The sequence below is a fragment of the Flavobacterium sp. Arc2 genome (assembly GCF_041431385.1).
GTDB lineage: Bacteria > Bacteroidota > Bacteroidia > Flavobacteriales > Flavobacteriaceae > Flavobacterium.
This window is the reverse complement of sequence record NZ_JASMRH010000018.1, coordinates 20,758-44,706: the sequence shown is the minus strand read 5'-3', so window position 1 is coordinate 44,706 and position 23,949 is coordinate 20,758. Positions and strand designations below refer to the sequence as shown.

Below are 23,949 nucleotides of genomic sequence, written 5' to 3'. Positions count from 1 at the left end.
CAAAATTAAGCAACTTTAAAATAAAATACATTGGATCACAAAAAACCCAATTATGTGCTAATAAATACAATAGTTCTATTTTTAAATGCAGTTTAGGTTATCCTACGTCTAAAAATATTTCTAAAATCACTTTGTTTTCTTCTTAAACTTAATTTGTTGATCTGCTTTCAGATTATGATAGTTTTTAAAAACTTCACTTTCAGTTGTAACTAATTAAAAAATTATTCGAATAGCAGATTACCGACGTTACAATATCAAATAATTCCCAAAAACTATTTCAAGTTTATGTACGCTTTTATTGTAATTTCAACTCAATATCACTAAAAATTTGGTAAACGCAAACAACGTATTACATTTAATCGATGTTTTTTGCGCTTAATCGATGTTCGTGTTGTTTTTGTATTATATTTGAATAATAAATCCATGCTATTATTGTAATAACGCTGTGATTATAAACCAAGTATTTAATTTTTAGATTTTAGTTCCAATTTTAAAAGTTAAATATTGCTTGACAACCTATAAAAACCTAAATAGTATGAAAATTGTAATTGTTGGAAGTGGATACGTGGGACTAGTGACTGGTGCGTGTTTTTCCGAAGTTGGTATTGATGTTACGTGTGTAGATATAGACCGCACTAAAATAGACAACTTAAATAAAGGTATTATCCCTATTTATGAGCCGGGCTTAGAAGAAATGATCACCCGAAACATGAAAAAAGGGCGCTTAAGTTTCACTACTGATATTGCAGCGGCTTTAGTAGATTCTGAAGTTCTATTTATTTCTGTAGGAACCCCACCAGATGAAGACGGTAGTGCAGACTTAAAGTACGTCTTATCTGTCGCGAGAGATTGCGGGAAACACATCAACGATTATATGTTAGTGGTTACAAAAAGTACAGTTCCAGTAGGTACTTCTCAAAAAGTAAAAAAAGCATTACAAGAAGAATTAGATAAACGAAATGTACAAATAGAATTTGACGTAGCCTCAAATCCTGAGTTCTTAAAAGAAGGAGCGGCTATTGATGACTTCCTAAAACCAGATAGAATTGTAGTGGGTCTAGAAAGTGCAAGAGCGGAAGACTTAATGAAAAGCCTTTACAAACCTTTCACCCTTAATGGTCATCCTGTGATATTTATGGATATCATTTCAGCCGAAATGACTAAATATGCCGCAAATGCCATGCTAGCTGCGAAAATCAGTTTTATAAATGACATTGCAAACCTTTGCGAGATTGTTGGCGCAGACATAAATAAAGTACGAAAAGGTATTGGTTCAGATTCTCGTATTGGACACAAATTTATATATCCAGGTATTGGTTATGGTGGTTCTTGCTTTCCAAAAGATGTTCAAGCTTTAATTAGAACAGCCAGCGAACATAATTATGAATTACGAGTACTTAAGGCAGTCGAAGCCGTAAATAATGATCAAAAACTAGTGCTTTTCACTAAAATCATGAAGTATTTTAAAGGAGATGTTAAAGGCAAAACGATTGCACTATGGGGCCTTTCCTTTAAACCGCAAACTGATGATATGCGAGAAGCTCCTTCATTGTATATTATTAAATATTTATTAGAAGCTGGCGCCATAGTTAAAGCATATGATCCAATTGCAATTGAAGAAGCTAAACATCATTTTGGCGATACCATCTCGTACTGTGAAGATCAATATGAGACACTGATTGATGCTGATTGTCTAGCCATACTTACAGAATGGCCAGAATTCAAATTTCCAAATCTAAAAATTGTTCAAAAATTACTTAGTACACCCGCCATTTTTGATGGTCGTAATATTTACGATAGAGAAGAAATGAAAGAAAGTGGCTTTGATTACTTTTGTATAGGTATAGATACGACAAAAGATAGTTTGGAATTAAAATCTTAAACGATGTCTAGAAAACTCAGTGGCTCTAAATCAAAAATAGTCTATCAAACTTTACCCGCCCGCTAAACAATGCAGCGGTAACTCGATATTTCATTAGCTAAAAAAAGAACTAGAATGGTCACCTAAGATAGACCTTGAAGAAGGCTTACTAAAAACTATAGCCTTCTTTAAATCTATCATCTAAATAGAAGATAAAGCTTAAAATGGTTTTTAAAACTTAAAAGAAGAAATTATGAAGAAAAAAATATTAGTTTTAGATGATGAAATGAGCATTTGTCTTCTATTAGAAAATTTCCTTTCAAAAAATTACGAGGTTGTATCAATGAATAATGGACTTGATGCTTTACTATGGCTAGACGACAATATCCCTGACTTAATTATTAGTGATATTCAAATGGAAAAAATGGATGGTTATGAATTTTTAACAGAACTGCGTCAACGTGGTTTTACAAAGCATACACCATGCATCATGCTATCGGGAAAATCAGAAAGTAAGGAACGCATAAAATGTTATAAACTAGGCGCGCAAGATTATCTTACAAAACCTTTTAATCCTGAAGAACTGGATGAACTGGTAAAGAAAAACTTGTATCCCATTCACTATGCGATAGAGTGGTAAAAAAACTACCAACTAGAATTACAACCGAATTTAAAGACCTTATTAACATGGATCCAATTCTTACTATTTTATACATCGGAAATAACCCATCCTATTTTGATGTTTCGCAGCAGCACAATAAATGGAATATAATCACCTTAGAAAATAGTGTTAAGGTCACTAATTATCTTGAAAATAATAAGCAACCAGATGCCATTATTTGTGATTATAATCTTCCCGGAAACAACGGTATATTCCTTTTTGATTGGATGAGAGAAAACAGCTCATTTAATACAATTCCGTTTATATTATTATCTAAAGAATTCAACGTTGATCTCTACAAATTAGCCTTCAAAAAACAAATTGATGACTTTTATGTAACATCAGTATCAGAACCTCTTGCTATTTTAAATAGAACGGCATTTCTTTGCGCTAACAAAAAACATACTACTTTAAAAGTAAAGCAAAAGCCAATTGAAGAAGCGTATAAAATGCCGCTATCTAAACGTATTTTCGATATTTTTGTTGCTTCTTCTGTCCTTTTAGTCGCTTCACCATTCTTGTTATTGGTCATGCTAGCTATCCGTTTAGAATCAAAAGGTAAAATGTATTACATATCAAAAAGAGTTGGACGTAAAACTTTTGATTTTTATAAATTAAGATCAATGCGCACTGGTTCTGACGAATTGTTGAAAAAATTAGCATTAGAAAAAAATCAGTACAAAAAAGAAGAAACAGTTTCTACTACTAATCCACTTGAAGAGCCATGCCCTAGGTGCAGTACCCTAGCACCAAGCGAATCTTGCTCTCCTTTGATGTATATCGACACTCACGTAATTTGTGATTACTGGTACAACATTCAAAAACAAGAAGCTGCAAAAAACAATTCAACATTTGTAAAAATTGTCGATGACCCTCGTGTAACGAAAGTTGGTAAATTTATTAGAAACACCAGTATAGATGAATTGCCACAATTAATAAATGTTTTAAAAGGCGATATGTCAATTGTGGGCAACAGACCATTACCAGTCTATGAAGCAGAATTGATTACTGGGGATGAAATCTCAAAAAGATTTTTAGCACCTCCCGGAATAACAGGATTATGGCAGGTGGAATTAAGAGGAAAAGGCGGAAAAATGTCTGAAGAAGAGAGAATGCGTCTTGACAATGAATATGCAGACCAATTCAAGGGTGATAATTATTCATTTTGGTATGACATCAAGCTCATTTTAAGAACCATTCCTGCATTGCTTCAAAAAGGTTCCGTTTAAAAAATAGGATTTAGGCATAAAACAACATGAAAAATACATTAAAGATAATATTGATTTTAGCTATTACGGTGTTCTCGATTAACATTGTAAAATCACAATCGACTGATATTGAAAATAGGGATAATATTACGCTACCGCCTATTAAGATTGTTATCGATTCAGTTTTAAAACGCAACGCGATGATCAAATTTAGAAATCAAGAAATCGGGGTGAAAGAGTCAACTTTAGCAACAGAACGTATTTATTGGACAAAAAACATGGGGGTTCAAACAGATATGGGATATGGAAATCTCAATAATTTTTCAACGAATGCGAATGCGACAGGAAGTACTTCTGCTTTAACCACCACAACACAATTTAATTATAGCGTAGGGGTTTATCTTAAGATTCCAGTTTTTGATTTCATCAATCGAAAGAATCAAGTAGGCCTAGCTAGATTAGAGGTTGATGCGGCGAAGAGTATGGCGCAGTTTCAAGAGGATGAAGTTAGACAAACTGTCATTAAAATGTACCAAGACTTAGTTTTAAAACAAAAAATACTTAAAATAAAATCCAAGTCTTTAGGAGATAATAAAGTAAATATGGAAATGGTCGAAAAGGAATTTCGCAATGGTATAGTCCCGGTTGCAGAATTTGTAAGAATCACAAGTATAGCCTCAAATGTGGAGGCTGATTATGAATCTGCCGTGTCTGAATTTATTATAGCAAAAAAACTATTAGAAGATATGGCCGGTTTTGTATTTAATTCAAATTAAAGAGATGACAGTAATTGATTTTGTAAGATTAATATTAAAGCATTTGATTCTATTAATAGTGGTTCCATTGCTCCTTGCTACTATGGTTATATTGCTTACCATGAACCCTTCTTTTGAGTACTCGTCACAAACCATTCTATATACTGGTCTTGCATCGGGCTCATCAATAGAAATGGATAAGACGTTTAATTATCAAGCTACGAATACCGCTTTTGATAATTTAATAAATATTATCGAATCAAGAGAAACTCAAGAAGAAGTTGCAATCCGTTTATTAGCGCTACACTTAATGTTGCCCGAAGCAAACCCGAAGTACATATCTAAAACATTTTACGATGAATTAAAAAATAAAATTCCAGCAAATTTGTACAATTATGTTGAGAAAGGTAAGAATGTAGATTCTAATTCTAAAATATTATCTGAACACGAAAACTCACTATTTCCTCCAGAAATTAATCGAAATAATTATGAAAAAACAGTTCGAAATTTAACTCTATTGATGAAAAGCAGTAGTCACAATTTCGTGTATGAATTACTTAATTATGATAATGATAAACATTATTCTCTAAAAGCTATTTCAAAAATTGAAGCCTTTAGAATATCAAATAGTGATTTAATCAATTTATCTTATACAGCTAACGACCCCGGTATTTGCCAACAAACCCTTGCGATCTATAGCCAAGTTTGCATAAAAAATTACAAATACATCAAAGAAAATAGGTCCGACGATGTAGTTAAGTATTTTGAAGGAGAACTAGAAACTGCCAGACAAAAATTGAAAGAAGGGGAAGATAAACTTCTTGAATTTAACAAAGGTGCAAATATTATTAACTATTATGAGCAGAGTAAAGCGGTAGCGGTTGTTAAGGAAGATATGGAAGTAGACTTCAAAAAGAAAACAGCAGAATTAGCAGGGGTTCAAGCCGGAACAAAAAGATTAGAAGAAAAGTTAAAAATACAAGATGTTATACAAGAAAAGAGTGATAATGTTCTTGAAAAAAAGAAGCAATTAGGCGATCTTAATTTTAAAGTAGCTGTAACTCAATCTGAAATAGGATCAAAAAATAATAAAGAAGTTGTTATCAAATTGGCTGAGCTAAAAAAACAAACTGAGAACTTAACTAATGATATTAGAAGAAGTGTTGATGAATTGTATTCCTATCAAAACACACTAGATGGTTTACCAGTCTCTAAAGTACTTCCAGACTGGATGAATAACGTAGTAGAAGCTGAAAACCTAAAAGCAACTATTAAAACAATGAGCGGTCAGTATGATGACTTTCAAGAAAAATATGCAAAATATGCCCCAGCTGGAGCTACTATAAAAAGAATCGAACGTGAGATTTCAGTATCAGAACAAGGCTACTTAGAAATTCTTCATGGACTTAATTTAGCCAAACTTAAATTGCAGGACAATGAAATGTCTTCAAATATAAAAACAATTGACCTACCGTATTATCCTTTATCACCTAATCCGACAAAGCGCACTATACTAATTATTGCTGCAGCAATTTTAGGTGGTATTTTAATTTTGGCAATAATATTTATAATGGAATATTTTGATGACACACTGAAAAATGCAACCATAGCTAGTAAAATAATAGGATTACCAGCATTAGGCATGATGCCAAAAATGATTTTAAATCCACGAAGTATTGATTTACCGTTTATTCAACAAAGGTTAATTGAGATAATTACTCAAAACATATTACGATATACAGGATCAAATTTATCTGGAAACCCGGTAAAAACCATAGTGGTATTTAGTACCCAAAAAATGGAAGGAAAAACTGTTTTAGCTGGAAACATAGCCAAAACACTAAAACAAGAAGGTAAAAAAGTACTGATGCTAAATTATGATAATAAGCAAAAACCTATTGTGCAGCAAAGGAAATTTCCCATTATTAATAAACTTCTTGGTTACCCAGACCCTAGAATCGACCTAAACAATCCTTTTCTAGATGAGGTTGCTACTTATTTAGACAGTACAGAGTACTACTCCTATAAAATAGATCCTCTATATTATGAAGCAACAAGCTATGTCGACATACTTAAACAAAATAATATTTCTCTCAATTACAATCCTGATTTTGTAATTATCGAATTACCTGCCCTGATATATAATAATTATCCCGCAGATTTAATGACCCACGCAGATTTAGGAATTCTTGTGTGCCGTTCTAATAGAGTCTGGTCTGAAGCGGACGTATCTGCCACAAGAAATGTATTAGATATGTCAGATTCTAAAATAAGAATTATTGTTAATGGAGTAAACTTAAATGAGATAGAATCAGTATTAGGAGACCTACCAAAAAAGCGCACCGACTTTAGAAAAAAAATGAAAGCCATGTTTAATTTTCAATTTTTTTCTAAAAATCAAATCTAAATTAACTAATGAGAATGTTAAAAAAAATAATACAAGAAGATAATTTTCTGTCATTAACAGGAAATGTTGTTATTGCTATTTTAGGCATTGCTGGCTTTGCCTTTTTGGCAAGAAGTTTATCTTTAGATGTATTTGGTGAATGGGTATTATTTATAACTGGAGGCTCTTTTGTAGAAATGTTTCGATTTGGTATTACCAATACAGGCTTAATTAGGTTTTTATCCGGCGCAAATGATTCTTCCAGGGTTAAACTAATAGGATCTAATGCTTTAATTGGTCTAGGAGCGACTATTTTGATAGCCATTATATTAATGTTTTGTAATACTTTTTTTAATTCTACAATTAGTAATTCTGGTTATCATTTGTTCTTTAAGTGGTATCCTTTATTAGCATTTTTAAATCTACCATGGAATAATGCACTTGTCGTGTTACAGGCTGATAGAAAATACGGACAAATTTTAATAGTAAAAGCAATTAACAGTGGGTTATTTTTTCTTGTGATTTTGTTTAATTACTTTTTTGCAGAAATGACTTTAAATAATTTAGTTATTGCTTTGATTATTATTAATGGTTTCACCTCTTTAATCACAATAATTCTAGGATGGGATGGCACAAAATACATTTCAAAGGCAACTTCAGCAACCAACAGAACATTATTGGATTTTGGAAAGTATACCACTTTTACATTAATAGGAACTAACTTATTACGAAGCGCTGATACTTTAATTATTAGTTTGAGTCCAATGGGAAATGCTGCCGTTGCACTTTATAGTATCCCTTTAAAACTGACAGAGTTACAACAAATTCCTTTACGAAGTTTTGTTGCTACGGCTTTCCCTAAGATGTCTAAAGCTAGTTTACATCATCAAATTGATGAAGTAAAAAGCTTGTTTTATACCTATTCAGGAGCTTTAACCTATCTTTTTGTGGGTATAAGTTTGATCACATTTGTATTTGCTGAATTCTTTGTTATTGTCATAAGTGGGCATCAGTATTTAAAAACGGATCCCATAACCGGATTTAATGTCGTAGATATTGTTAGAGTATTTTCCATTTATGGATTATTACTACCTATTGATAGAATGACAGGCGTCGGTTTAGACAGTATTAATAAACCTAAAATTAATGCCATCAAAGTATTTATCATGTTGCTAGCAAATGTAATTGGAGATTTTATTGCCATTTTTATTTTTAAATCTTTAATTATTGTAGCAGTAGCATCAATAATATTCACTTTGATTGGTATTTGGATGGGAATGTACTTTTTAAATAAAGAATTGTCTTTGACGTATAGAGAAATATTCTCGAGCGGAATAACTTTCTATAAAAAAATTATTAATAAAGCAACTAACAATCGCTTTAGTCCTTTTTTAAAATAAATAAGAAATTAAATTGAACACAAGTAATAATTTAAACCCTTTTGATGGAATGTCAGGTTCTGCTAGCCTAGCTAAACCTAAGGCTATGCTATTACTATTATTTGTATTATTGACGATATCACTAATACTTGCAAAATTAGAGATTGTAGGAGTGGCCCTATCGCTGGCTCTCATGGTTGCACCTATTTATCTTTATATATTATTCAAAAATCCAATTATTGGGTTTTATACGGCCATTGGACTTAATTTTCTTCTACTTGGCGCAACACGTTACATAAAAACAAGTTTTCCCCTTGGTTTTACTATGGATGGGATTATGCTTTTAACCTTTTTAGCTCTTATTTTTTCACGATTTAGAGAAAGAGTTGACTGGTCTCCAGCTAACAAGGATGTTACAGTCCTAGCGATTATATGGCTGGGATACTGCATTCTACAACTTGTAAATCCGGAGGCTCGAAGTGTAGAAGCATGGATTGCTGGCAGAAGCATTGGATTTTATTTCCTGTTCTTTGTTATTATTACGTTCATGTTTATCAATACTAATAAAAAATTAGATCGTTTTCTATACGTATGGGGTGTGTTTTCAATACTTGCATCACTAAAAGGAATGGGACAGATGATTTTTGGAGTTGATGCTGCAGAGCAAGCTTGGCTGGATGAAGGCGCTGCTCAAACCCATGTTTTATTTGGTAAATTGAGGATTTTTTCATTTTTAAGTGACGCAGGTAATTTTGGCGCAAATCAAGGTTATTCAGCTGTAGTCGCTATAATATATTCTATGACTAAAAAGGGGCTTCCTAGATTATTTTTTATTACTGTCGGAATTCTTGGTTTATATGGAATGATGATATCAGGAACAAGAGGTGCTATAAGTGTACCATTCGCAGGTTTTATGACCTATTTTATCTTAAGAAAAAACATTAAAGTGCTTGGCGCAGGTATAATATTCATTGTACTGATTTTTGCATTTTTTAAATTTACAATGATTGCCAATGGAAATGCCGAAATAAGAAGAATGAGGACTGCGTTTGACCCGAATGATGCCTCATTACAAGTGAGACTCAAAAATCAAGAAAAACTAAAAGTTTACCTTGCCTCGAGGCCATTTGGAGGTGGTATTGGACATGCTGGTGATAAGGCTCAGCGATTTTTACCAAACGCATTCCTTTCTAATGTTGCTACTGATAGCTGGTACGTTATGATTTGGGCAGAGATGGGTATTATTGGATTAACATTACATCTAATTATTTTATTTTATGTTATAGGGATGGCGTCTTTTAAGGTTATGTTCAGAATTCGGGATCCAATAACAAAGTTAAAAATGAGTGCGTTAATTTCAGGAATGGCCGGAATCATGGTCGCATCATACGGTAATGAAGTGTTAGGTCAAATGCCGACCTCTTTATTGATTTATGCTTCTATGGCAATAATGACAAACCCGCAAATTTTCGAAAGAGATCCAAAAGAGTATTTGTCAAAAATACTTTAAAAATAAAAAATTTAAAATCATTCACTTTTTTTAATTTTAATTAAGCAACTCTTAAATATATTATGAAAATAGGAATAGAAGGTCAGCGCATTTTTCGTAAAAAAAAACATGGCATGGACATGGTTGCTTTGGAGCTTATTAAAAATCTTCAAATCATAGATCAAAAAAATGAATACTTCATCTTTGTAAAACCAGATGAGGGTAATTCAGTAATTAAAGAAACATCAAATTTTAAAATCATAGAGTTAGATGGAGGCCCCTACCCTACTTGGGAACAAATTGCATTACCTAAAGCCGCAAAAAAATACGGTTGCGACCTATTACATTGTACTAGTAATACAGCACCCTTTTTTACTGACATTCCTTTAATTACTATTCTCCATGACATCATTTATATGGAAAGTAGTTATTTTACGATACTGAATAGTAGCGCAAGCACTTATCAAAAATTTGGAAATATATACCGAAAATTAATAGTGCCTCACGTAGTTAAGAAAAGTAAAAAAGTAATTACAGTTTCTAATTTTGAGAAAAATAGAATCAGTGAGTTCTTCGGACTCAAACATGATCATAAGCTCGGTGCTATTTATAATGGGGTAAGCGAACATTTTAAACCTGTTTCCAATACAGAAGAAATTAAACGGGTAAAAGAAAAATACAACTTACCAGAAAAATATTTCTTTTTCTTGGGAAATACAGATCCTAAAAAGAACACGAAAGGAGTACTAAAGGCCTTTTCAGATTACTTAAAACAAACAGATTCTAATCACAAGCTAGTTATGCTAGATTATGATACAATAGAACTTAATAAACTTCTAATTGAAATAAATGACCCTAAACTTATAGACCAGATTATTTTAACAGGGTATGTTGTAAACACTGATTTACCGGCGATATATTCGCAGTGTGACGTCTTTTTATATCCATCGCTTAGGGAAAGTTTTGGTATTCCAATGCTAGAAGCAATGTCTTGTAATGTACCTGTTATTACATCAAATACATCATCTATGCCAGAAGTTTCTGGTGGAGCAGCACACATAGTCAACCCATTCAATCCAGAAGAAATCACTCAAGGGCTTATAGAAATAATGAATAACGAAGCATATAGAAAATCTCTTTCCCACAAGGGTTTAGAGCGGAGTAAACAATTCTCTTGGCTCAATATGGCAAAAGACTATCTAAAACTTTACGAACTGATTCATTCAGAACAATCCAAAAAAAACAACTTATAATAAAGTAAAGACATCATACTAGTTAATATTTATCCAAGCGAAGTATATTGAAACAGATACTAACAGTAAAATTAAAGATTTACAATTTCATGAAATTCCCCTGAGTCATTTGTAAATCTGCAAATGTTAAAATCTGTTTTAAGAAATCAACGAGATAAAGAGACTGAAAAAAAACAATGATAAAAAAAATTAAAATACTAGAAACCATTCGTCAGGGAAAAATTGGAGGAGGAGAAACGCATGTTCTAGATTTAATAACCAATATTGATAAATCAAAATTTGAGCCAATTGTGTTATCTTTTACAGAAGGTCCGATGGTTGAAAGAGTAAAATATCTTGGTATTGATGCTCACGTAATTTACACAGAAATACCCTATGATGTAAGAGTTTGGGGTAAAGTGAAGCAATTTATGATTGACCATGAAATTGATATTGTTCATGCACATGGTACACGAGCAAATTCTAATGTTTTTTGGGCCGCAAAAAAATTAGGGTTACCAATAATCTATACAGTTCATGGATGGTCTTTTCATCAAAATCAAAATCCATGGATTAAAATGTTGAAAATTAAAAGTGAAAGTTTCTTAACAAAAAAAGCAGATGTTACTATTACTGTTTCACGTAGTAATCAAAAAGATGGAATTAATCTATTTGGAATGAGTAACTCCCAGGTCGTTTATAATGGCGTTGATACTGAAAAATTTAATCCTTCAAAAAAATTACTAAATCTACAGAAAGAACTCGGTTTACCAGAAAATAAAACTATTGTAGGTTTTTTAGTTAGAATGACCGTCCAAAAAGATCCTTTAACTTTAATTAGAGCCATTAGAAAAGTAAAAGATAAAACAAACGATATCGTATTCCTTTTAATGGGAAATGGAGATTTATTGGCAGATGTGAAAGCCTTAGTTAAAGAGTTAGATATTGAAGACATGATTGTATGGTCGGACTTTAGACAAGACATGCCTAATGTGTTAAGCACTATCGATATTTATACTTTACCCTCATTATGGGAAGGTTTACCACTTGGTTTATTAGAAGCTATGACAATGGAGAAGCCTATTGTGTCAACAGGAGTTGATGGTTCTAAGGAAGTAATTGAAGATGGTGAAAACGGTATTTTAATTGCTTGTGGGGATTATGAAAGTTTAGCTAATGCATTTATTGATTTACACCAAGACAAAGCTAAGATGGCTCAATTTGGAAAAAAATCTAGAGAGATTATTTTACAAACTTATACTATTGACAGGATGTGTAAGGAAATAGAAAATATTTATTTACAACAACTCTAAAATTATGATTAAAAGAAAAAACATAGTCATTGTAGGAATGCAATCATGGGATGTATCCATAGGAAGTAATTGTAAAAACATTGCAACAGAATTAGCAAAAAACAACAAGGTAATCTATGTTAACGTCCCGTTAGATAGAAAAAAATTTTTAAAATGGACTTTTACAGATCCAAATGATTTAACAAGGCTATCTGTCTTAAAAGGTCAAAGTTCCGGTTTAATTAAGTTGGGTGACGCCTTTTGGTCTTTTTACCCTAAAATAGTTTTTGAGTCCGTTAATTGGTTAAAAAATAAAAAAATATTTGATTTTTTTAATAAACTAAACACAAAAAGATTAGCCTCTGAAATACAAAGAATTACTGAACAATTAGGGTTTGAAGAGTACATATTATTTAATGATAGTTCTATGTTTAGAGGTGTCTATCTGAAAGAGTTACTCAGTCCTGAACTATACATTTATTATATTAGAGACAACTTAATCACGCAAGATTATTTTAAAAAGCACGGTACAAGATTAGAAAAGGAAACCATAAAATCTGCCGATTTAGTAGTTTCAAACTCACCTTATTTAAGAGATTATGCTAAGCCATTTAATTCAAACTCTTACTATGTTGGACAAGGTTGTGATTTAGAACTTTTTAAACCAAATGAAGTTGCGGAACCTACAGATCTAGCAAAAATTAAAGGCGTTAAAATTGGTTATATCGGCTTCTTAACTGAAATGCGATTAAATATTAATTTGCTAGTTGAAATAGCAAAAACCAAAACCGATTGGCAAATCATTTTAGTTGGACCAGAGGACGATGCATTTAAAAATAGTGAATTACACCAGATAAGCAATGTTCATTTTTTAGGAAGTAAAAGTGGAGATGAACTTCCAGCATATATTAAATATTTTGATGTCTGCATGAATCCACAAGTAGTTAATGATTTAACTATAGGGAATTACCCTAGGAAAATTGATGAGTATTTAGCAATGGGAAAACCTACAGTAGCTACTCAAACACCAACAATGGAAATCTTTAAAGATTACGTCTATTTAGGACAAACGGCATTAGATTATATTAATTTGATAGAGAAAGCCTTAAAAGAAAACAGTCCAGAGAAACAGCAACAGCGAATTAATTTTGCCAAAGGTCATACTTGGGAAAATAATGTTCAAGAAATCTATAAGGCAATTCAGCAATTAAACTAAAAACCAAAATTTATGAAAAATAAATATCAACAACCCTTGGTGTCGATAGTAAGTGTAAATTACGATCAGCCCACAGTTACTTGCGAAATGTTAGCCTCTTTACGAAAAGTTACTTATCCTAATTTTGAAACATTAATTGTAGATAACGCCTCTCCTACAACCTCTCCATCTATTATTAAAGAAATGTATCCAGAAGTTCAATTAATAATAAGTGAGAAAAATTTAGGTTTTGCGGGGGGAAATAATATCGCTTTAAAACAAGCAAAAGGAGATTATATCTTGCTGTTAAACAATGATACTGAAGTTAAACCAGACTTCCTAGATAGCTTAGTGGAGTTAATGGAATCTGATAAAAAAATAGCAATAGCAAGCTCAAAAATTCTTTATTTTTATGAAGATAATATTATCCAATATGCAGGAACATCTGCTTTAAACCCTATTACGTCAAGGGCTGGAAGTGACGGCGATAAAGAAAAGGACAGTGGTCAATACAATGAAGTTAAAGAAACCTTTTATCCTCACGGCGCTTGTATGATGATACGAAAAAGTGTTTTAGAAGAATTAGGGTTGTTATATGAAGGTTATTTTTTGTATTATGAAGAATATGATTTTGCAGAAAGAGTTAGGAAAGCAGGATATACAATTTATTATCAACCGAACTCGGCAATCTTGCATAAAGAATCTATTTCTACAGGAAAAAATAGTCCTTTAAAAACCTACTACCTTAACAGAAATAGGGTGTTATTTTTGCGAAGAAATAGTTATGGAATCACTTTTTTACTTGCAATGATTTATTTTTTTATGATTTCGCTTCCAAAAAATACCATCAAATATTTATTTAATAAAGAGCATTTATCCGCTTTATATAGAGGAGTGGCCTGGAATTTTACCAATTTTAATGTTAACAAAAATCAACAGTTATGATAGCACTTGAAATATTACACTACCTTCTATTGGTTTATCTAGGAGCATCCGTCATGTTTTTAATAACTTATGCCATACTTGGAAAGTTACCTCGCAAGGTTAAAAAACCAATAATAAACAAACAGAATAGATTTGTATTATTCATACCTGCTTATAAAGAAGATGCTGTTATTTATAATGTTGCTAAGGAAGCTTTAAACCAAGACTATCCAGCAGAGCTATTTGATGTAATTGTTATTGCTGATTCATTTCAACAAAAAACATTAGATGCTTTAAATTTATTACCAATAAAGGTAAAAGAAGTTTCTTTTGAGAAGAGCACCAAAGCAAAAGCATTAAATGAAACAATGGCAGAAATCCCTGAAAACAAATATGATGTGGCGTTAATCTTAGATGCCGATAACGTTTTGGCGCATGATTTTACTACGAAAATAAACGATTCCATCAATGCAGGTTATCATGTGGTACAAGGACATAGAGCCGCTAAAAACACCAAAGATTTTGCTATGTTGGATGCTATAAGCGAAGAGATTAATAACAATATCTATAGCAAAGGTCATCGTGCTATTGGTTTGTCCTCTAGATTGGCGGGGTCGGGCATGGCCTTTTCTTATCAATTATATAAGAATACTATGAGCAAAATTGATTCTGTTGCAGAGGATAAAGAGCTAGAATTAAATTTATTAAAAAGAGGGTATAAGTTTGAATATAGGGACGATGCAATTTGTTACGATGAAAAAGTAAGCCAAGCTAAAGCATTTAACAATCAAAGAAGTAGATGGATAGCAGCTCAGTATCATTATTTTAAGACCGACTTTTTAAAAGCTTTTTGGTATCTAATTACTAAAGGAAATGTAGATTATTTTGATAAAGCATTTCAAATGATGTTACCACCAAGATTAATTTTACCAGGCTTTTTATTTATTGCAGCTGTCGTTGCTTTTTTCGTTAGTCCTGATTTCTATTTTTATGTGTGGTCAGCACTCTTTGTGGCTAACATATTATCTTTTGCAATTTCAATTCCAAGCAAGTTTTATACCGTACAATTATTCTACGCATTTATGCAGTTACCCAAAGCTTTCTTTGGAATATTTATTGCTTTATTTAAAATGAGAGGGGCAACTAAAACCTTTATTCATACACCACACACTAACGATGATATAGAAAATACAATTTAATTATGGGGGTCTTTAGCAAATTAAAAAATGAATACATCACACTGAAAGAGGCCAATCCTTTAAGAAACCCTAACATGTTAATCATTAAAAGGATTTGGGGAATATTTTGGCGAGTAGTTTTAGGTAAATGGTTTTTAAGAAACTGTAAAACCGGTCGCTTATGTACCGTTAGAGGAATTCCAAAAATAGAGGCAGATGGTGAAATAATTTTAGGTGACAGAGTAAAAATTTGGTCGCATATTCATAAAACACAACTTCATGCTGGAGGTAAAGGAAAGCTTATTATTGGTGATAATACATTCATTAATGTAGGAACTATTATATCAGCTTGTTTTCAAGTGAAAATTGGGAAAAATGTGCAAATTGCTCCAGGTGTAATTATTATGGATAGTGATTTTCATGGAGTTGAAGACAGAGATGTTGAAGTAGTGCAAACTCCCATTACTATTGGTGATAATGTTTGGTTAGCAACTAGAGTTGTTATATTGAAGGGTGTTACAATAGGAGAAGGCTCGACAATTGCTACTGGAGCTATTGTAACAAAAGATATTCCTCCTTTTTCACTCGCAGCAGGAATTCCTGCAAAGGTTATAAAAAGTTTGAATTAACAACTAGACCTTTATGAATAGATTTAGAGATTAAAAAGTAAACAATTTATGCTATCATAAAGGCCTACAATTTAAAATTACTTTGTACATACGATAAAAATAAAAGAATATGAGTAGAAAAAACGGAATCGATTTATTCAGACTAATTGCAGCATTTTTTATAATGTGCATCCACACTAATTATGGAAGTTTAAATCCAGAATATGTTGATACCTTAAGGTTGCTTTCGCGTTGGGCTGTTCCTTTCTATTTTTTAGCAACAGGTTTTTTTCTTGGTGATAAAATAGTTAATAATAATCTTGATTTTAACCGAATTCAAAAGAACGTGAGTATGTTAATTTCAATTTTAATTGTAGCAAGTATAATATATCTGCCAATAGATTTTATACATGGAAATAACATAAATAGTATTGCTACTATTTTGACAGGCAGTTATTTTCATCTTTGGTTTATAGGAGGATTATTAATAGGTTATATTTTTATTTGGTATTTATTTTATATTCAAAAAATTAAGGTTCTTCCCTATATATCCATTTTTATATTGCTATCCGCACTACTAACAGATTCTTATGATCAATTATTTAATCAAAATATTGATTTTAGTTTATTTTCATTGTTACTATCTATTCCATTTATGCACATTGGGATTATTATATCGAAAAAAGACACTAATTTGATTAGCAATAAATTATTAATAGCTTTAGTGTTAATCGGTTTTTCAATTCAGTTTATTGAGGCAGAACTATTTTTAAAACTATTTGATTATAAGAAATATACACATCAATTTTTATTAGGGACAATAATTACTGCGATCCCATTATTTATTTTAAGTTCTAAAATAAATTTAAAAAAGAATAGGTTTTCAAAGTGGGGCAAAAAATATTCACTTCTTCTTTTCTTATATCATCCTTTAGTATACGAGATTATAAGGGTCGTTCTAACTAAAGTTGTTCCTAATTATTATGATACTATAAGTATATTTTATCCGTTTATTGGTTTCGCTTTAACACTTACTTTCGCTATAATGTTGAATAGATTATTTCCTAAAATATATAACATTTTAAACGGAAATTTTAATGAGAAAATAAGTTGAAATCTATTAAAAAATTATAAGAAAGAGTATTAATCTCAATGGCTATATGTTGCTAGAAATTATTAATGGTTTCGAAGTTTTGCGCTTCTAAATCGTTCCCATTTCATCAATGTAACAATGTTTTTAAACTTAAAACAGTAGGTCATAAATAATCTCAGGTGACCAATACTTGGGAAAAATAAATTAAAATTACATGGAATTTTTAAAGATAATATCATTTGTTCTGTTATTCATAATCATTTACACTTATCTGGGTTATGGTGTTTTATTGTACGTCATCATAAAAATCAGGAGGTTTTTTAAAATAGGTAAAAAACAAGTTGTTGATCCTTCATACGAACCAGAGGTTACTTTGTTTATAACTGCCTATAATGAAAAGGATTATGTAGCCGCAAAAATGAAAAACTCCCTCGAACTTGAATATCCTATAGAAAAATTAAATATCATTTGGGTTACAGATGGTTCTGATGATGGAACACCAGATCTACTAAAAGATTATCCTAATACAACGGTACACCATTTAGCGGAAAGAAATGGAAAAATTGGCGCTATGAATCGAGGTATGGATTTCGTTAAAACACCAATTGTAATTTTTAGTGATGCCAATACAAACCTTGGAAAAAATTCGATAAGACGTATTGTTAATCTATTTAGTATTGATAAAGTTGGATGTGTTTCTGGAGAAAAACGAATTATTGATAAAGAACGTGATGTGGCAGCTGGAGCTGGCGAAGGAATCTATTGGAAATATGAATCGGCCCTAAAAAAATGGGATGCTGAACTATATTCGGTTGTTGGGGCTGCTGGAGAACTTTTTGCCATTAGAACAGTATTATACCGTCATGTTGAAAAAGACACTTTACTTGACGACTTTATTATATCGTTACGAGTCGCTCAAGAAGGCTATACTATTCAATATGATCCTGAAGCCTATGCTATTGAAACAGCCTCTGCTAATGTAAAAGAAGAGTTTAAACGAAAAATTAGAATCTCTGCGGGGGGCATTCAATCTATCGTAAGATTGAGTTCATTATTAAATTTTTTTAAATATGGAACGCTTTCATTTCAGTATATTTCTCATCGCGTTTTACGCTGGAGTTTAACACCATTGTGTCTCATACTCTTAATACCCGTTTTAACAATTTTAGCAGCTAATGAAGGATTTTTATCTTTAGGTTTTTTTTCAGTACTGTTTTGGTTACAACTTACATTTTATGCTGCAGCATTATTAGGTTGGTTTTTAGAAAACAGACAGACTAGTGTAAAAATTCTGTTTATACCATATTACTTTTTTATAATGAATTTATCTGTGGTACTAGGGTTTTTTAGATACATAAAAAAATCACAATCGGTTAATTGGGAACGCGCTGAGAGAGCAAGTTAAATTATTTGTTTTTTTGTATACTTCCACTCCCGTAAAGAGAAGCTTACCTATAACTTAATTATTAACATCATCCGTCTACGTGAATTATTCATGAAAAAAACAAAATTATTATTGTATGGTTTTTTAATGCTATTTCTGCTAATTGCAGCAACAAGATATCTTGTTAGAATACCTTCTTATACTATTAAAACTAATGGTAAGTTATACATCGTTAGTAAAATCAGTAGAAATATTAAGGTCTTTGATTTACTCACTGGTAAAGAAGTAGCTGAAATTCCTATTGACTTAGAATCTCATGAGGCAGTTGCATTATCTGGGCAAAATAAAATCGTTGTTACAAATTATGGGACTGTTGATCGCGATGGAAATCGCATCAAAGTTATCAATACACAAACTAATAAGGTTGAGAAAACGATAGACTTAAAAGGAAGTATTAAGTCAAACGGTATCGTTGCTCTTCCTGAATCTAATAAAGTGGCTGTTATTGACTACGTTACTAATAATTTATTAATACTAAATATTAAAACTGCTACTATTGAGAAGCAAATACAAACTCAACAACAAGAAAGTCTTCTGTTAGTAGTCCATCCCAATAAAGCAATCGCTTATGTAACTAATGTAAAATCGAATTCAGTCAGTGTGATAGACCTTAATAAAAATGAAGTCATTAAAATTATTCCTTGTGGATTGGGAACTGAAAGTATTGCTATTACGCCTGATGGTTCAGAAATTTGGATTACAAATATAAAGGCAAATTCAATTACTATTATAAATACTACAACTTATGCAGTTATAGCTACTTTACGCACAGGAGAAGAACCTTTAAAGCTAAAGTTTTCTGTTGATGGAAAATACTGTTTAGTCGCTAATGCTGGTGATGGAACTATTTCTGTTTATAATCAAAATTCTAAAAATAAAATCAAAACTATTCATATTCACGGTAAAGCAACAATGCTAGAGAGAATACTTTACCATACTCCTGTCCCCGTAAATATTTTAATGCATCCCAATGGATTGTATGCTTTTATTGCTAATTCTAACGCTAATAAAGTTGAAGTAATTGATATGAAAAATTTTACGATTGTAAGCACTATAGGGACTGGGAAGATTCCTGACGCCATGGTTTTTGTTCAATAAAACTAGATAATACATCAAGTGCTTACCTAGAAAATAGTGATGCGCTCAAAAACTAAATTACTAAAGCAGCATATAAAAAACATACAACTACAGTAAACAACTATTTACCGATAGTAAAATAACACTCGTCTAATTTATCCCCCATTTACAACGTAAACAATTAAATTTAATCATTATTTAAAAAATAGAAACCCCCAAAAACTACATATATGAAATCACTTTTATTTAAATTTATTAAAATTTTCTCTTTCGCACTGCTACTAAATGCATGTAGTACTATGGACAAACCTACCGTAGTCGATGAAGACGATTCTTTGTTAACAATTACTAATAAAACATTTGACTTTAGCACCTACCGCCAAGTTAAAATAATTATTAATGATGTCGAAAAATATACTAAATATGACGTGTACGCTTATACCGACGAACCGTACTTTGCCGGAAATCAAACCTTTTTAAATCAATCTGATGAAATTGTTACGGAGCCAGTTTACAAAAATGACATCTTAAATAAATTAATATTTACCGGTGTTCCTGTTAACGGTGTTTTGACTCAAACGATAAATGTGCCTAAATACTGCACGAAATTATATATAAGAAGAAATAACAATCTCAATTTTTCATCTTCCGTTATTTCTATAAATAATGGAGAAGCCGCTTATACCCATACTAAAACCGTTACTAATAAATCTCGTTCAACTAATAAATCTTCTGCTACTACTTTAATAAATGACTATTTATTTTGTGTAAACAGTTCAGCAGAACTTTTTCAAGTAAACCCATTAAATGGCGAACTAACCTTCTTGTCAGATATGCCGATGGGAAGTGTTACCTGTGCAGTTGATCAAGCCGATAAATGTGTATATTCAATAGGGAATCAAAGTCCATACCCACTAATGAAATATTCTATTGCTACTAATTCATGGAAAACTATTAAAAATCTAGGAACAAGTGGTCCAAGACTTGATTTCAATACTACAGACGGATTATTGTATTATTCTAATCAAGATAAAATATATACGATTAATCCCTCTACTGGAGCTCTAAGTGCAGCCATAACGATTAAAGGACTCCATAACACGAACGGTGGAGATTTAGCTTTTGCAAAAGATGGGACTTTATTTTTATGTACCTTTTCTGGATTATACAGATTAGAATTAGATAACAAAAATGTATATCAAAGCACTAGAATAAGTGCCGACAACTTGCCTTTTCAACCAACATCCATGACATTTGATTCTAAGGAGGAACTTTGGCTAGCAAACAATGCTTCTAGTTCTGATTTAATAATAATGGATACACAGACTGGTGGCTGGAAATACGTTTACGGAACAAGCGCTAAGAACAATACAGATTATAAACGCACTATTAATGATTTAGCTACTTTTAGGGTGTACACTACTGTAGACACTGCTATAGATTCTGATGGGGATGGTGTTCAAGATCAAGATGATGCGTCACCACTAGATGCTAATATAGCCTTTGAATTATATACGCCTAGTAAATATGGCAAGGGAACAATTGCCTTTGAGGACTTGTGGCCTTCTTATGGTGATTATGATTTTAATGATGTAGCCTTAAACTATCAAGTGATTTTGAAATTAAATGCTCAAAATTTAGCTGTACAAATGGACATTATCTGTCACGTTAAGGCAAATGGAGCAGGATTTACAAACGGAATTGGTATCGAACTGGCCAATATATCCCCTTCACAAATTAAAAGTGTCGGTGGAACCATTTTGACTGAGAATTATATCACCTTAAATACTAACGGAACAGAAGCCAATCAACAACATGCTGTTATCATTCTAACTGATGCCGCACGGAACTTACTTACTGAACGAACAATTTCAATTAAGTTTACAGAGCCTACAAGTACTTCAGACCTTGGTATAGCACCTTTCAATCCATTTATAATAGCTAATAAAATACGAGAAAAAGAAATTCATTTACCTTACACAAAACCTACCTCTTTAGGAAAACCGTTTGTGGAAATAGCTGGTGCAAATCGTGATATAAACGGTAATTATGTTTCAGACAATGGAATGCCATGGGCTATTAGTTTTATACATGATTTTAAAGTTCCTAAAGAAAAAGTGAATATTGCAGATGCGTATAACTATTTTGTGCAGTGGGCAAATTCAGGTGGAACTGTAAATATTGACTGGTATAAAGACAATCCGGGAAATCGAAATGATGACCAGATTCAAAACTAATACTGGTCTCAAAAAAAGAGACCACACAATAAACTAACTATTGTGTAAATTAAAAAGACCTAATTTTATTCGCAAAGCGTAATGCATTTACAAATAAAATTAGGTCTTATGCTTTTATTGAAATTAAGAGCTACTCTCTAGTACCGTAATTTAAAAATAAGCCTTATTTCTCCCCATCCCATTCCGCATAAAATTGCGCAATAAAGGTTTCCATGAAACGATGTCTCTCTAATGCAATTTGTTTTCCGGTTGACGTATTCATTTTATCTTTTAAAAGGAACAGCTTTTCATAAAAATGATTTAGCGTTGGCGCCTCACTATTTTTGTATTCCTCTTTTGTCATTTTTAAATTCGGAGCAATTTTAGGGTCGTACATCGCTCTATTTTTGAATCCGCCATAATTGAATGTCCGTGCTATTCCAATCGCTCCAAGAGCATCTAAACGGTCTGCATCTTGAACAATATCTAATTCGACAGAAGTAAAATCTTTTTTAAAATTACCGCCTTTATAGGAAATGTTCTCAATTATTTTAATCACATGGCTTATAATTTCTTCTTCAACATCTTCTGACTCTAAAAAAACTCTTGCAGTTTCTGGCCCGATAGATTCATCTCCATTATTGAATTTACTGTCCGCTATATCATGAAGCAACGCCGCCAACTTTACAATTGTTTCATTACAAACCTCATCCTTTGCAATCGATAATGCATTTTTATAAACTCTTTCGATATGAAACCAATCGTGACCGCCTTCGGCATTTTCCAATTTTTCTTTTACAAAAGTGATTGTCTTACTTATGATATCTGTGTTGTTCATGTTTTATATTTTATAAAAAAATGCTGATTTCTAAAGTTGTTACACTCCAAAAATCAACATCTGTATTCTATTTTAAGGTTGATTTTAAAATCAACATTCGTTGCTCTTTCACTAAAAGCTTACAATCTTGCAGGCTCTACCCATTTGAAAATATGGGATTCTTGAGGAATAACCATTCTTTCTGAAATTCTAGCCATTCTAGCAGGTAATTTCATTAGATAATCACGTGCTTTTTCAGCTTCATCTGTTAAACCAGTAATTTTATCAATTTCCCATTTAACCATTAATTTTTGCATGATATCAATATAATCCGCCGCAGTATAAACTCCGATACGCTGCGCTGAATCAGAAAATTGTTCGAATGCAGTACTTATTTTCTCTCCTGATTCTCTCAAGAAATGCGCTGGCATTACAATTTTTTGTTTCATCATATATTGAAAAGCAATCATCATCTCACTAGGATCTATCTTGAAAATAGCACTTACAAACTCAGAATAAGCATGATGATGACGCATCTCGTCACCAGCAATCATCTTACACATTTTAGACAACTTATTGTCTCCATATTTCTTAGCCATTTGTGCTACTCTATTGTGAGAAACATAAGTAGCAAGCTCTTGAAAACTCGTATATACAAAGTTTTTATACGGATCTCTTCCAGTTCCAATATCGAAACCATCATTGATAAGGTGTTGGGTTGTCATCTCAATCTCACGCATATTTACACGCCCAGATAAGTATAGGTATTTGTTTAATAAATCACCATGACGATTTTCTTCTCCAGTCCATTGTCTGATCCATTTAGACCAACCGTTTCTTTCTACGTTATCAATTCCTTCTACATCCATCAACCAAGATTCATAGGTAGGAAGGGCTTCTTCCGTAATGGTGTCCCCAACTAAGGTAACCCAAAAGTCATACGGTAAATCCTTTGCTATTTCACGCAACTCTTTAACCTCTTCAAAAAAGGTATCACTTTCTGAGTTTGGTAAAAAATCGCTTGGTTGCCATATTTTTTCAACAGGTATTAAATATTGATCAACATAGCTATCAACGTTTTTTTCCAAAAACTGCATAACTTCTAATCGAATGTTTTTTATTGACATCTTATAT

General features: G+C 31.9%; 19 protein-coding genes. 17 read left to right on the top strand and 2 right to left on the bottom strand.

The window, feature by feature from the left end:
* The first annotated feature begins 535 nt into the window (after window positions 1–535).
* From QO182_RS13245 to QO182_RS13165, 17 genes are all read left to right on the top strand, one after another.
* Window positions 536–1,882 (top strand): UDP-glucose/GDP-mannose dehydrogenase family protein, encoded by a 1,347-nt coding sequence (locus tag QO182_RS13245; protein WP_371562109.1) that lies wholly within the window; start codon window positions 536–538, stop codon window positions 1,880–1,882.
* A 232-nt stretch (window positions 1,883–2,114) separates the two neighbouring features.
* Window positions 2,115–2,501, top strand: coding sequence for a PleD family two-component system response regulator (locus tag QO182_RS13240; protein ID WP_371538149.1), 387 nt, complete (start codon window positions 2,115–2,117; stop codon window positions 2,499–2,501).
* A gap of 47 nt (window positions 2,502–2,548) precedes the next feature.
* The gene (locus QO182_RS13235; RefSeq protein WP_371562107.1) at window positions 2,549–3,751 is read left to right on the top strand and encodes a sugar transferase; all 1,203 of its coding nucleotides are present in this window, start codon (window positions 2,549–2,551) and stop codon (window positions 3,749–3,751) included.
* A 26-nt stretch (window positions 3,752–3,777) separates the two neighbouring features.
* Window positions 3,778–4,506, top strand: coding sequence for a TolC family protein (locus QO182_RS13230; protein ID WP_371538143.1), 729 nt, complete (start codon window positions 3,778–3,780; stop codon window positions 4,504–4,506).
* A 4-nt stretch (window positions 4,507–4,510) separates the two neighbouring features.
* Window positions 4,511–6,892 (top strand): exopolysaccharide transport family protein, encoded by a 2,382-nt coding sequence (locus QO182_RS13225; RefSeq protein ID WP_371562105.1) that lies wholly within the window; start codon window positions 4,511–4,513, stop codon window positions 6,890–6,892.
* A 14-nt stretch (window positions 6,893–6,906) separates the two neighbouring features.
* Window positions 6,907–8,271, top strand: a complete 1,365-nt coding sequence (locus tag QO182_RS13220) for a lipopolysaccharide biosynthesis protein (protein WP_371538137.1) — start codon at window positions 6,907–6,909, stop codon at window positions 8,269–8,271.
* A 13-nt stretch (window positions 8,272–8,284) separates the two neighbouring features.
* Window positions 8,285–9,760, top strand: coding sequence for an O-antigen ligase family protein (locus tag QO182_RS13215; RefSeq protein ID WP_371538135.1), 1,476 nt, complete (start codon window positions 8,285–8,287; stop codon window positions 9,758–9,760).
* Window positions 9,761–9,822: 62 nt separating this feature from the next.
* Complete coding sequence (locus QO182_RS13210) at window positions 9,823–10,992, top strand: glycosyltransferase family 4 protein (protein ID WP_371562103.1); 1,170 nt, start codon at window positions 9,823–9,825, stop codon at window positions 10,990–10,992.
* A 176-nt stretch (window positions 10,993–11,168) separates the two neighbouring features.
* A complete protein-coding gene (locus QO182_RS13205; protein ID WP_371538131.1) occupies window positions 11,169–12,284 on the top strand; it encodes a glycosyltransferase family 4 protein in 1,116 nt (371 codons plus the stop codon).
* A gap of 4 nt (window positions 12,285–12,288) precedes the next feature.
* Window positions 12,289–13,479 (top strand): glycosyltransferase, encoded by a 1,191-nt coding sequence (locus tag QO182_RS13200; RefSeq protein WP_371538128.1) that lies wholly within the window; start codon window positions 12,289–12,291, stop codon window positions 13,477–13,479.
* A 12-nt stretch (window positions 13,480–13,491) separates the two neighbouring features.
* The gene (locus QO182_RS13195; RefSeq protein WP_371538125.1) at window positions 13,492–14,403 is read left to right on the top strand and encodes a glycosyltransferase family 2 protein; all 912 of its coding nucleotides are present in this window, start codon (window positions 13,492–13,494) and stop codon (window positions 14,401–14,403) included.
* Window positions 14,400–15,581: a glycosyltransferase family 2 protein gene (locus QO182_RS13190; RefSeq protein WP_371538122.1), complete on the top strand. Its 1,182-nt coding sequence runs from the start codon at window positions 14,400–14,402 to the stop codon at window positions 15,579–15,581. Before QO182_RS13195 ends, QO182_RS13190 begins: the two co-directional genes overlap by 4 nt.
* 2 nt (window positions 15,582–15,583) lie before the next feature.
* On the top strand, window positions 15,584–16,189 hold the full coding sequence (locus QO182_RS13185) for a DapH/DapD/GlmU-related protein (RefSeq protein WP_371538120.1): 606 nt from the start codon (window positions 15,584–15,586) through the stop codon (window positions 16,187–16,189).
* Between the two features lie 109 nt (window positions 16,190–16,298).
* A complete protein-coding gene (locus QO182_RS13180) occupies window positions 16,299–17,282 on the top strand; it encodes an acyltransferase family protein (RefSeq protein ID WP_371538118.1) in 984 nt (327 codons plus the stop codon).
* Window positions 17,283–17,475: 193 nt separating this feature from the next.
* Window positions 17,476–18,666 (top strand): glycosyltransferase family 2 protein, encoded by a 1,191-nt coding sequence (locus QO182_RS13175; protein WP_371538116.1) that lies wholly within the window; start codon window positions 17,476–17,478, stop codon window positions 18,664–18,666.
* 90 nt (window positions 18,667–18,756) lie between these two features.
* Window positions 18,757–19,803: a beta-propeller fold lactonase family protein gene (locus tag QO182_RS13170; RefSeq protein ID WP_371538114.1), complete on the top strand. Its 1,047-nt coding sequence runs from the start codon at window positions 18,757–18,759 to the stop codon at window positions 19,801–19,803.
* A gap of 209 nt (window positions 19,804–20,012) precedes the next feature.
* Complete coding sequence (locus tag QO182_RS13165; protein ID WP_371538112.1) at window positions 20,013–22,019, top strand: LruC domain-containing protein; 2,007 nt, start codon at window positions 20,013–20,015, stop codon at window positions 22,017–22,019.
* A gap of 163 nt (window positions 22,020–22,182) precedes the next feature.
* On the opposite strand, the gene QO182_RS13160 is transcribed toward QO182_RS13165, so the two are convergent.
* Window positions 22,183–22,836 carry an HD domain-containing protein gene (locus QO182_RS13160; protein WP_371538109.1) on the bottom strand — a complete coding sequence of 218 codons (654 nt, stop codon included), beginning with the start codon at window positions 22,834–22,836 and terminating at the stop codon, window positions 22,183–22,185.
* 119 nt (window positions 22,837–22,955) lie between these two features.
* Window positions 22,956–23,942 (bottom strand): acyl-ACP desaturase, encoded by a 987-nt coding sequence (locus QO182_RS13155; RefSeq protein ID WP_371538106.1) that lies wholly within the window; start codon window positions 23,940–23,942, stop codon window positions 22,956–22,958.
* Window positions 23,943–23,949: the final 7 nt, after the last annotated feature.